Source organism: Streptomyces albospinus (assembly GCF_014648695.1).
In the GTDB taxonomy this organism is placed as follows: Bacteria; Actinomycetota; Actinomycetes; order Streptomycetales; family Streptomycetaceae; genus Streptomyces; species Streptomyces albospinus.
Window position 1 is genome coordinate 51051 of record NZ_BMRP01000008.1, and the last position, 10504, is coordinate 61554.

Sequence of the window (10504 nt, forward strand, 5' to 3'; positions counted from 1 at the left end):
CCTTCCCGACGGACCGATAGCGTCCCCCCCCGGGCCCGCCGCCGAAACGCCCCTCGAAGCCGGGAGTTCCCATGCCCACCGATCCGCAGTCCCACCCGACCGCGATCGGCGCCCTCATCGACGAGGTCGACCGGTCCCACACCCGTCTCGCCGCGACCCTCGCCACCCTGACCGACGCCGACCTGCGCGCCCCGGCAGCGCTTCCCGGCTGGACCCGCGGCCATGTCCTCGCGCATCTGGCGCGCAGCGCCGACGCGTATGGGTGGCTGCTGACCGTCGCCCGTACCGGTGTCGAGCCCTCCCCGAGGGCCGGCGCCGCGGCGCTCGCGCGGGCCGTGGCGGACGGGGCGGCACGGCCGGCCGCCGAGCAGTCCGCCGACGTCCGCGCCTCCTTCACCCGGCTGACCGAGGACGCCCGGACGATGCCCGCCGCCGCATGGGACACGCGGGTCACCGCCCTGGCGGGCTGGTCGCACCCGGCCTCCTTCACCCTCCACCGCTGCTGGCGCGAGCTGGAGACCCACCATGTCGACCTGGCCGCGGGCTACGGTACGGCCGACTGGCCCGCCAGGTATGTGGCATGGGCGCTCGACGGCACCCTCGCCGCCCTGGCCGTACATGACTTCCCCCTCTCCCGTGTCGAGGCCGTCGACCTCGGCCGGGCCTGGACCGTGTCCGCAGCCGGTCCGACGGTCACCGGGCCCGGTCACGTCCTGCTCGGCTGGCTGAGCGGACGCGCACCCGACGGCGTCCTCGGCGCCGACGGCCGGCCCGTGTCCGCCCGGCGGCTTCCGGTGCCGCCGGCCTGGCCGCTGCCCCCGACGCCCGGATGGCCCGGCCCTGACGGCACGGCAGACGGCGGGCGCCGCCTCACGGCCTGAAGCCGACGACGACAACTGACAACGCCGGGCCGGCGGGGCGTCGCGCGGCGCGTACGGCCCGGGGCCCGCGACCGGGCGGCCGGTGGGCCGGGCACCGGTATCCCCCCGCTCACCTGATGCGATCGCGCTGATAGCGTCTCCGCCGATGTTGAGGGCATGTCACCGGCATGCCACCGAACGGGGAGGACACACCCACCATGATGGGCCACTCGCACGCGGTGAGCGGCGCCCTGCTCTTCGCGGGCACCGCACCTTTTCTGCCGCCGATGCTGATGCACACTCACCTGACGCCGCAGGAGATCCTGATGGGCACCGTGCTCTGCGCCGGTGCCGCGCTGCTGCCCGACCTGGACCACCACGACGGCACCATCGCCAACTTCCTCGGCCCGGTGTCCAAGGTCCTGTGCCGCTTCGTCGCGTGGATCTCCGGCGGTCACCGGCACGCCACCCATTCGCTGTTCTTCATCGCCCTGATGACCGCCGGTACCTGGGCCGGGGTGACGTACCTGGGCCGGCCCTTCACGCTCGCCATGACGTTCTTCCTGCTGGCCCTCGCGGTACGCGCCCTCAACCTCTGCCCACCCGGCCACGGCTTCTCCGCCTGGAGCACGATCGTCGCCATGGCCGGCATCGGCACCGGCGTCATCGCCAAGTTCATCCCCTCGGCCCCCGGCTGGCTGCCGTACGCGATCGGGCTCGGCTGCCTGGCCCACCTGCTCGGGGACTCGATCACGAAGCAGGGCGCCCCGTGGCTCTGGCCGCTGAAGACGCGCTACGAGATCGTCATCATCAAGCACAGCGGCAACAAGCTGGAGACGGAGATCCTCACCCCCATCATGGGTGTCGCCACCGTCGTCCTGCTCTGGTTCACGGCACTCTCGCCGCACTCCATCAGCTAGGCACCGGGCAGGTGTTGGCACCCGGACTGCACCCCGCGGCATGTCCGGGCCCACCCCGCCGTCGCCGTTGGGGCAGACTGCGGGGCATGGCCACCATCCGCGGTTCCGCTCTCATCCACCCGGTCCCCTACCACTCGCAGTGGGCGTCGCCGGAGCTCGTCCCCGCAATCCTCGACGGGGCGATGCCGGCGACACAGGACCCGCTCTGGCGGACGTACGGGGCCGAGAGCCCCGAGGAGTACGCGTGGTGGTCCTGGCGGCTGTGCGGTGTCGCCTGCCTGCGGATGGCCCTCGCGTACTGGCAGGACGCCGCGCCGACCGCGATGGAGCTGGCGTCCGAGTGCCTTGAGGCCGGTGCGTATGTGCGGCACGCCGAGGGCCTGCACGGTCTGATCTACGCGCCGTTCGCCGCCTACGTCGAACGCCGTTGGGGGCTCTCCGCGCAGTCCCGGCCCGATCTCCCGCAGAGCGAGATCCCCGAACTCATCGGCGCCGGGAAGCTGCTGCTGCTCTCGGTGCATCCGTCCATCCGGGATGCCGACCCCCGGCCGCCGCACCGGGGAGGCCACCTGGTGCTGGCCGTCGGCAGCACGGACGATCATCTCGTCGTCCACAACCCGTCCGGACTCCCGGCGCACTCGCAGGAGTTCGCCCGCGTCCCCTGGGCGGCCTTCGACCGGGTGTACGCGGGCCGCGGCGTCGTCCTGGGCCCCCGGCCCTGACATCCGCCGCGGCTCCCGCGCTCCCGCGGTCCGTCACACGCCGATCGCCCCGTCGATGCGTTCGCGGAGCAGATCGGCGTGTCCGTTGTGCCGGGCGTACTCCTCGATCATGTGGATGAGCACCCACCGCAGCGACACCTGCCCGCGCCAGCCGTCGTCGCCCGCGATGTCGAGGCCGGGTGCCGCGGCTACGAAGGCGTCGGCGAACGCCACCTCGGCGCGCCAGACCTCCCACGCCTCCGCGATGACCGCGGGGGACGGTACGGCACCGTCGAAGTCGCCGTCCGGGTGCGCCACGGAGGAGAACAGCCGCGGCGCCTCCTGTCCGGCCAGGACGTTCCGGAACCAGCGGCGCTCGACGTCGGCGAGATGCCGGACCAGCCCGAGCAGCGAGAGCGTGGAGGGCGCGACGGAGCGGTGCGCCAACTCCGCCTCCAGCCCGGAGCACTTGAGCTCCAGGGTCGTGCGCTGAGCACGCAGGAAACCGGTGAGCATGGCGCGTTCGTCACCGGTGGTGGGTGCGTCGAGCCGCTCGTCCCGCTCCTCGTCGACGAACAGCTCGGCCCTTCTGCGCGGCCCGGTCGTACTCATCGTCATCAACTCCGTCACGGATTCCGGTGGCCAAGGGGAGAAGTGTCCCGCAGGGGATCTCGGCGCCTCGTTCCGCCCCGGGGCGCCTGCCCGGCAAGGCGGATGTCACGCGACTGATCCGCCGAACTCTCCCTGTTTCTCCGGTCCTTGACGCTTCCTCCGCGCCTCCTCGGACGCATCCGCCGGCACCTGCTCCGCCGGGAACAGAATCGGGCTGAGCAGATACCGCCGGCGGTCCGGCGACGGCTCGTTCGCCAGCTGCGCCAGGATCGCGCCGCGCATCCCGCCGATCAGCTCGCCCAGCTCCGCCTCGCTGAGCCAGACCGCATGCTGCCGGTAGCCCACGGAGTCGGCGGTCGGGTCGGCCCCGTCCCGGTCGAGGTAGGCGTTGAACTCGGCCAGCAGGGCGGCCATGGCCACCGCGAACACCCGGCGGTGGTCCTCCACCGGCACCGAAGCCGCGGTCTCCGCGTCGATCACCGCCCGGGCCCGCTGGAGCCGGTACCGGCGCTCCACCGAGCCGCGCACCCGCTGTTCGCCCGTCACTTCGAGGAGGCCGCCGTCGGCCAGCGTGCCGACGTGCCGGTAGACGGTGGCCTTGGACACGTCGGGCAGCAGGGCGCACAGCTCGGACGTGGTGAGCGTCCGTCCACCGGACATGGCGTGCACGATGCGGAGCCGCACCGGGTGCAGAAGCAATTCGACCGTGTCCATGGACGAATGTTCTCACGTCAGATACGTTTCTCAAAGTTGAGAACATTCGAGCGAGGGAGCCCTTCATGCCACTCCAGCCGACCGACAGCCGGCCCGGAACCGCCACCACCCCCACCACCGAGCCGCCGCTGGGCCGCCGGTACGAGGTCGCGCCCGGCCGCCGGCTGATGCTGCACCGCTCCGGCACCGGCGGACCGACCGTGGTGTTCCTGCCCGGAGCCGGGCTCATCGGCCTGGACTACCTCAACACCCATGACAAGGTGGCCGAGTTGACCACGAGCGTGCTCTACGACCGCGCCGGCACCGGCTGGAGTTCACCGGCCGGACTGCCCCGCACCGCCGCCGAGGTCGTCGGCGAGCTGCACGACCTGCTGCGTACCGCCGCCGTCCCCGGCCCGTACGTCCTGGTCGGCCACTCCCTCGGCGGAGCCTATGCGCGCCACTTCGCCCAGCACTTCCCCGACGAGGTCGCCGGGGTGCTCCTCCTCGACCCCTTCCACGAGGACATCTACGACCACGCACCCCGCGAAGTCCGGGAAAAGCTCGACCGGATGACCGGCCAGGAGGAGCCGCCGGAGGCCACCCAGGAGCAGCTCGACACCGCCCGCACCCAGATCACGCCGCTCTTCGCCGCCTGGCCCGACACCGTGCGCGAACAGCTCGTCGACTACCACCTCACCGCCTGGCGGACCGGGTTGCGCGAGGGCAGGAACATCTACGACGAGGTCGCCTACGAGCTCCGGGACGCCCCCGGACTCCCCGACGTTCCGCTGATCGTGCTCAGCGCGACCGGGTACGACGCCACGCAGGCCCAGCTCTGGTCCGAGGAAAGCCTCCGCGACATCAACAAGGGCAAGTGCGCCCTGCACGCCCAACTGACCGCGTCCGTACCGCGCGGCACCCACCGCGTCCTCGACGACGCCGGCCACGGCTTCCTGCACGAGGAGCGCCCGGACGCGGTGCTCCGGGCCATATCCGACCTGCTCAGCCAGGCCGACGGCTGACCGGCACCCACACCCCGGGCCCCGTGGCGCGGGGCGGACCAGCACCTCCACATGGTCGTCGGGGCGGTCGGCGCGCCGATCGCTCGTACGGCGTCGCACCTGATCCCCCGGTGCGTCCCCGCCCCGCCGCCGTCCGGCCGCCCCGGGCCGCCCGCTCCGCAGGATCGGGCCGTCGGGCCGCGCCGAGGCCCGACACCCCCGGCGCGGCGCCGCCGATCCGCTGGCGTCCTTCCTGAAGTATGGGGGCAAACCTCCCGTAACCGCGCATAGCTCATTGCGCCCGTTGCACCCATCCTCGGCAGAACAAGGGCACGCACCATGGAGATGCACCAGCCGGCCGCCCCGACCGCGCCCAGCAACCCCGGCCTCAAGCGGGACATCGGGTTGATCGGCCTGATCTGGGCCTCGGAGGGGTCCATCATCGGATCCGGGTGGCTGTTCGGTGCCCTGTTCGCCGCACAGGCGGCCGGCACCGCGGCGCTGGTCTCCTGGGGCATCGGTGCCGTCGCCATCATCATCCTGGCGTTCGTGCACGCCGAGCTGGGGGCGATGTACCCGGTCGCGGGCGGCACCGCGCGCTTCCCGCACTACGCGTTCGGCAGCGCGGCCGGGGCGTCCTTCGGCTGGTTCTCGTGGTTGCAGGCGGTCACCGTGGCGCCCATCGAGGTCATGGCCTCACTGAACTACCTGAGCGTGCACGCTCCCTGGGTCCAGACCGAGAAGAACCATCTCACCGGCGCCGGTTACGGTCTCGCCGTCGCCTTCATGGCGTTCTTCGTCACCGTCAACTTCTTCGGGATCCGGTGGCTGGCGCACACCAACAGCGTGGCCACATGGTGGAAGGTGGCGGTCCCCGTCTTCACCGTCGTCGTGATGGCCGCCGCCACCTTCCGCGCCGGCAACTTCGGATACCAGGGCTTCTCCCCGTTCGGCGCCAAGGGCGTGCTCTCCGCGATCAGCACCAGCGGCATCATCTTCGCCTTCCTCGGCTTCGAGCAGGCCGACCAACTGGCGGGCGAGAGCCGCAATCCGGCCCACGACATCCCCCGCGCGGTCATCGGCTCGATCCTGATCGGCGTCGTCATCTACATGGCCCTCCAGGTGGTGTTCATCGGCGCCCTCCCGCACAGCGCGTTCGCCCACGGCGGCTGGGCCAACCTCTCGTTCAGCGGCAAGGCGGGCCCGTTCGCCGGCCTCGCCGGCTCCATCAGCCTCGGCTGGCTGGCCACCCTCCTGTACATCGACGCGGTCATCTCCCCCACCGGCACCGGCCTGGTCTACACGACCGCCACCTCCCGCATCTCGTACGGCCTCTCCCGCAACGGCTATGTGCCGGAGATCTTCGAGCGCACTTCCCAGCGCGGAGTCCCGTGGTTCGGCCTCCTCTTCGCGTTCGCCATCGGGCTGATCGTGTTCCTGCCCTTCCCCACCTGGCAGAAGCTGGTCGGATTCGTCACCTCCGCCAGCGTGCTGATGTACGCGGGCGCCCCGCTCGCCTTCGGCTGCCTGCGCAAGCAGGATCCGGACCGGCCGCGTCCGTACCGCCTGCCCGGCGGCGTCTTCTGGGCCCCGGTGGCCTTTATCGTGGCGAACCTGATCATCTACTGGGCCGGCTGGGACACCCTGTGGCGCCTCGGCGTGGCGATCGTGCTCGGCTATCTGCTGCTCGGCAGCTCGGCGCTGCTCAAGCTCAACCCCCGAGCCCCGCGCCCGAACTGGCGGAACGCGCAGTGGCTGCCGGTGTACCTGGTCGGCATGGGCGTCATCTCCTGGCAGGGCGGCTTCTGCAGTACGGGCCCGGCTTCCAAGGTCTCCTGCGGCGCGACGGACGCCATCCCCCTGTGGTGGGACATCGTCATCATCGTGGCGTTCAGCCTGGTCGTCTACTTCTGGGCGCAGGCCGTACGGCTGCCGGACGCCCAGACGCAGGAGTACATCGGGTCCGTTGAGGTGGCCACCGGAAGTTGAGCGCGGAGACCCCCTCGGAGCCGTAAGATCAACCGAAAGGGGAAGGGGACCGGATGGATCGGAACATCCGCACCGTCGACGACGTACTCAGACTCCTGGACGGCCTGTTCGCGCCGGACGCCGACCGCTGGACGGCGGACGGGGCCTCCTGGTGGGACGGGTTCTACGCGGACCGCGCCAAAGAGGTGCCGTTCTTCGTGGCGAAGCCCGACGAGAACCTGGTCTCCTACCTCGACCGCGGCCTGATCACCCCCGGCCGCGCCCTCGACCTGGGCTGCGGTCCGGGCCGCAATGCCCTCCACCTCGCCTCACGGGGCTTCACCGTGGACGCCGTCGACCTCTCCCCCGCCGCCGTGGCCTGGGCCACCGAGCGCGCCCGTGAGGCGCAGGCCGAGGTCCGGTTCCACTGCGGCGACGCCTTCGACCTCGTCCGCGGCGAACTCGGCGGCCCCTACGACCTGATCTACGATTCCGGCTGCTTCCACCATCTGCCGCCGCACCGCCGGATCAGCTACCTGGCCCTCCTCGACCGCGCCCTGGCCCCCGGCGGCCACTTCGCCCTCGCCTGCTTCGCGGCCGGTGACCAGGGCATGGGATCCGAACTCCCCGACACGGACTTCTACCGCCAGTCCCGCCTCGACGGCGGCCTGGCCTACACGCCCGAGTCGCTGCGGCACATCTTCGCCGGCCTCACCGAACGCGAATTCCGCCGCATGCACGACGAACCCCCCGAGTCCGGCCACTTCGGCGAACCCTGCCTCTGGACGGCCCTGTTCCGGCGCGACGCGACCGATCGGTGAAGCGGTTCCGCGGTGCGCAGCGCCACGATCTCCACGCCTTGCCGGCGCAGCCGGGAGCACAAGACCGTCAGGGCGGCCACATCGGTCAGCGGGACGCGGCTGAACTTCCCACGCCCCGGGCCGGGATGCCGTTGCTCGTGCCGCGGTTCGTCGCCGGTCCCTGTCGCCGGCAACCTTCCTGACAGGGATTCAGCTCGCGCCGGTGGCGCGCCCGAACGACGTGACCGGCTCGCAGGCGTACGCGTCGAAATCCGGCCCCGGCGCGCACCGCGACGTACGGGGCTGCCCGCTGTCATCGCGGCAAGGGAAGGCGGGCCCCGCGACGAGGAGCGAGCGGCCACCCGGGCCACCCGCCCAGCACAACGGCCGCATGATCGGCAACCGCAGCACCCATCGCACAGCGGACGGCGGACGGCGGACGGCATCCGCATACCCGGCACCTGGCGGCACGGCTTCATCTGCAACGGCGGCCACTACGTCCTCACCGAGATCGTCATCTACGCGGATGCGCTCATCGACTGCTGGGGAGTGGTCACCCTCGACGAGTTCGAGGAGAAGCTGCACAGCGGCTGGGTGGCGACCAGCATCCCGAGAGCGCCGTTGCGTCCGCCCATGAGCTGGCGCGGTGGAAGTTCAGCGAGCCGAACATCTGGCTCACCCCCGAGCTGCTGCTGGCCGAAGTGCGGGACACCATCGACCACCTCAACGGCCGCCCCGACTCAACCGCCCGCTGCCTGGCCGCCGTTGACGTCTTCCTCGCCGACCGGACGGAGGAGAACCGGGCAGCCGCGCGCCGCGTATCGGGCCATCCCCGAAACGCAGCGCCACTACGCGCTCGGCGACATGGACCACAATGACTGGCCGCTCCAGGCACTGGTGGCCGGCCCCGGCGGCGAGATGGAGAGCTGGTCCGACGAGCCGGTCACCCAGGAGGATGACGACGCGGCCATCGCCTACTTCGAGGAGCAGGCCCGGGACGTCGCCGCACGGTCGTCGCGCGTCCCGGTGGACGGGCCCACCACCCCGCACGCTCCCGCGATCCAGCTGTACCACTCGTATGCGGTGAAGCAGGTGGAGGACCCGGGCACGGTGGGATCTGCGCAACGACTACCCCGCACCCATCGACGTCGACGGCGTCACCCACCGCTCCGTCGCGCACGCCTATCGGGCCCTGTCGGCCGCCGACCCGCCGCACGGGCCGGAATCGCGGCGGCGGACACCGTCCACGCCGCCCGCGAGCTCGCCGCCGAGGCCGCTCTCCGGCCGGAGTGGCAAGGAGCCCGCACCGCCGTCCTGACCGGCCTGCTGCGGGCCGAGTTCCGTCAGCATCCCGGCCTGGCCGCGATCCTGCGGGCGACCGGCGACGCGACGCTGATCTACGACGACGCCGACTCCGCCTTCTGGGGCGACAACGGCGGCAACGGCCGCAACTGGACCGGCCGGCTGCTGGAACTCGTACGCGCCGAACTGCACGCGGAGCAGGCCGGGATCGGGGTGCCCGGCGCTCACCCGGCGGACCGCCGGTGACGGCGGGCTCCGCCCGGTGACGCGGTCCGCCGATCGGCCGTCCGCAGTGGCAAGATCACAGTCGTCCGCCGAACAACCCGCGGTTGTGCGGCAACGCATCCCGACACGCACATGGCTTTCGAGGTAGCGCACCATTGAAGGTACTGTCTGCGTGTCATGGCTCGGTAGAGGCGGGAGGCCGAGGTGAGCGCAGTCAGCTACCCCGTGCGCGGGACCACTCGTGCGAAGTCGGCCTGGGGCAGAGTCCTCGGGCGGGGCTCCATCATCCGGCGGCTGGACTGGATGCTGTTCGGATCGGCCTTCGCCCTCTCGGCCATCGGCGCGGTGCTCGTGTACTCCGCGACCCGCGGCCGTATGGAGCTGAACCAGGGCGACCCGTATTTCTTCGTGCTGCGGCACATCATCAACACCGGGATCGGCCTCGCTCTCGGGGCCCTCACCCTCTGGTACGGCCACCGGCGGCTGCGCGACACCGCGGCCATCCTCTACGTCCTCACGGTGGTGCTGGTCGCTCTGGTGCTGACACCGGTCGGCGCGACGATCAACGGATCCCGGCGATGGATCGTGATCGGCGGCGGGCTGTCCATCCAGCCCGCCGAGTTCGTCAAGGTCTCGATCATCATCGCGATGGCGGTGGTGCTCACCGCCAGGGTGGACGCGGGCGACCTGGCCAGCCCGGACCAGCGCGGCATCATCAGGGCCCTGGCCCTGGGCGGTTTCCCCGCGTTGCTCATCCTGCTCACCCCGGACCTCGGGCAGGTGCTGGGGATCGTGGCGATCGTGCTGTGCATGCTGATCGCCGCCGGCGCGCCGAAGCGCTGGATCCTGGGGCTGGTGGGGACCGGGGTGGTGGGCGCGCTGGCCGTCTGGCAGTTCCATCTGCTGGACCAGTACCAGATCAACCGGTTCGCGGCGTTCGCCGATCCCGCCCTCGACCCGTCCGGCGTCGGCTACAACACCAGTCAGGCGCGGATCGCCATCGGCGCCGGCGGGCTGACCGGCTCGGGTCTCTTCCAGGGGGCCCAGACAAACGGTCAGTTCGTGCCCGAGCAGCAGACCGACTTCGTCTTCTCCGTCGCCGGCGAGGAGCTGGGCTTCCTCGGGGCGGGCCTGATCATCGCCCTCATCGGCGTGGTGCTCTGGCGCGCCTGCCGTATCGCCCGCAGCTGCCCCGACCTGTACGGGACGGTCGTCGCGGCCGGGATCGTCGGCTGGCTGGCGTTCCAGGCGTTCGAGAACATCGGCATGAACCTCGGCATCATGCCGGTGACCGGACTGCCACTGCCGTTCGTGAGCTACGGCGGATCGTCGATGTTCGCGGGATGGGTCGCGATCGGCTTGCTGCAATCGATAAAGGTCCAGCGGGTGATGTCGGCCTGAGCGTGGCCGCAGGGCCGC

9 protein-coding genes and 1 pseudogene are annotated in these 10504 nt (G+C 71.5%); 8 read left to right on the forward strand and 2 right to left on the reverse strand.

Annotation, left to right across the window (positions count from 1 at the left end; all coding sequences use genetic code 11):
* Positions 1-71 precede the first annotated feature (71 nt).
* The 3 genes from IEZ17_RS13365 to IEZ17_RS13375 all read left to right on the forward strand — a co-directional run bounded on the left by IEZ17_RS13365 (position 72) and on the right by IEZ17_RS13375 (position 2502).
* Positions 72-881: a maleylpyruvate isomerase family mycothiol-dependent enzyme gene (locus IEZ17_RS13365; protein WP_189299771.1), complete on the forward strand. Its 810-nt coding sequence runs from the start codon at positions 72-74 to the stop codon at positions 879-881.
* Positions 882-1048: 167 nt separating this feature from the next.
* The gene (locus tag IEZ17_RS13370; RefSeq protein ID WP_229852231.1) at positions 1049-1780 is read left to right on the forward strand and encodes a metal-dependent hydrolase; all 732 of its coding nucleotides are present in this window, start codon (positions 1049-1051) and stop codon (positions 1778-1780) included.
* Positions 1781-1866: 86 nt separating this feature from the next.
* Positions 1867-2502 carry a C39 family peptidase gene (locus IEZ17_RS13375; RefSeq protein ID WP_189299772.1) on the forward strand — a complete coding sequence of 212 codons (636 nt, stop codon included), beginning with the start codon at positions 1867-1869 and terminating at the stop codon, positions 2500-2502.
* A 33-nt stretch (positions 2503-2535) separates the two neighbouring features.
* On the opposite strand, the gene IEZ17_RS13380 is transcribed toward IEZ17_RS13375, so the two are convergent.
* On the reverse strand, positions 2536-3093 hold the full coding sequence (locus IEZ17_RS13380; protein WP_189299773.1) for a DinB family protein: 558 nt from the start codon (positions 3091-3093) through the stop codon (positions 2536-2538).
* 105 nt (positions 3094-3198) lie between these two features.
* Entirely contained in the window at positions 3199-3807 is a 609-nt protein-coding gene (locus IEZ17_RS13385) for a helix-turn-helix domain-containing protein (RefSeq protein ID WP_189299774.1), read from the reverse strand.
* 65 nt (positions 3808-3872) lie between these two features.
* On the opposite strand from IEZ17_RS13385, the gene IEZ17_RS13390 reads away from it, so the two are divergent.
* The 5 genes and pseudogenes from IEZ17_RS13390 to rodA all read left to right on the forward strand — a co-directional run bounded on the left by IEZ17_RS13390 (position 3873) and on the right by rodA (position 10486).
* The gene (locus tag IEZ17_RS13390) at positions 3873-4811 is read left to right on the forward strand and encodes an alpha/beta fold hydrolase (RefSeq protein ID WP_189299775.1); all 939 of its coding nucleotides are present in this window, start codon (positions 3873-3875) and stop codon (positions 4809-4811) included.
* A gap of 318 nt (positions 4812-5129) precedes the next feature.
* Positions 5130-6779, forward strand: coding sequence for an APC family permease (locus tag IEZ17_RS13395; RefSeq protein WP_189299776.1), 1650 nt, complete (start codon positions 5130-5132; stop codon positions 6777-6779).
* A 53-nt stretch (positions 6780-6832) separates the two neighbouring features.
* A complete protein-coding gene (locus IEZ17_RS13400; RefSeq protein ID WP_189299778.1) occupies positions 6833-7579 on the forward strand; it encodes a class I SAM-dependent methyltransferase in 747 nt (248 codons plus the stop codon).
* Positions 7580-8002: 423 nt separating this feature from the next.
* Positions 8003-9106, forward strand: a pseudogene (locus IEZ17_RS45225) (NADAR family protein).
* A 183-nt stretch (positions 9107-9289) separates the two neighbouring features.
* Positions 9290-10486, forward strand: a complete 1197-nt coding sequence (rodA, locus tag IEZ17_RS13410) for a rod shape-determining protein RodA (RefSeq protein WP_373299805.1) — start codon at positions 9290-9292, stop codon at positions 10484-10486.
* The last annotated feature ends 18 nt before the right edge of the window (positions 10487-10504 follow it).

What these genes read in the sequence shown, in the direction of transcription:
- IEZ17_RS13380 (WP_189299773.1), bottom strand. Translation starts at nt 3,093, where the DNA reads ATGAGTACGACCGGGCCGCGCAGAAGGGCCGAGCTGTTCGTCGACGAG.
- IEZ17_RS13390 (WP_189299775.1), top strand. Translation starts at nt 3,873, where the DNA reads ATGCCACTCCAGCCGACCGACAGCCGGCCCGGAACCGCCACCACCCCC.
- IEZ17_RS13395 (WP_189299776.1), top strand. Translation starts at nt 5,130, where the DNA reads ATGGAGATGCACCAGCCGGCCGCCCCGACCGCGCCCAGCAACCCCGGC.
- IEZ17_RS13370 (WP_229852231.1), top strand. Translation starts at nt 1,049, where the DNA reads ATGCCACCGAACGGGGAGGACACACCCACCATGATGGGCCACTCGCAC.
- IEZ17_RS13385 (WP_189299774.1), bottom strand. Translation starts at nt 3,807, where the DNA reads ATGGACACGGTCGAATTGCTTCTGCACCCGGTGCGGCTCCGCATCGTG.
- IEZ17_RS13365 (WP_189299771.1), top strand. Translation starts at nt 72, where the DNA reads ATGCCCACCGATCCGCAGTCCCACCCGACCGCGATCGGCGCCCTCATC.
- IEZ17_RS13375 (WP_189299772.1), top strand. Translation starts at nt 1,867, where the DNA reads ATGGCCACCATCCGCGGTTCCGCTCTCATCCACCCGGTCCCCTACCAC.
- IEZ17_RS13400 (WP_189299778.1), top strand. Translation starts at nt 6,833, where the DNA reads ATGGATCGGAACATCCGCACCGTCGACGACGTACTCAGACTCCTGGAC.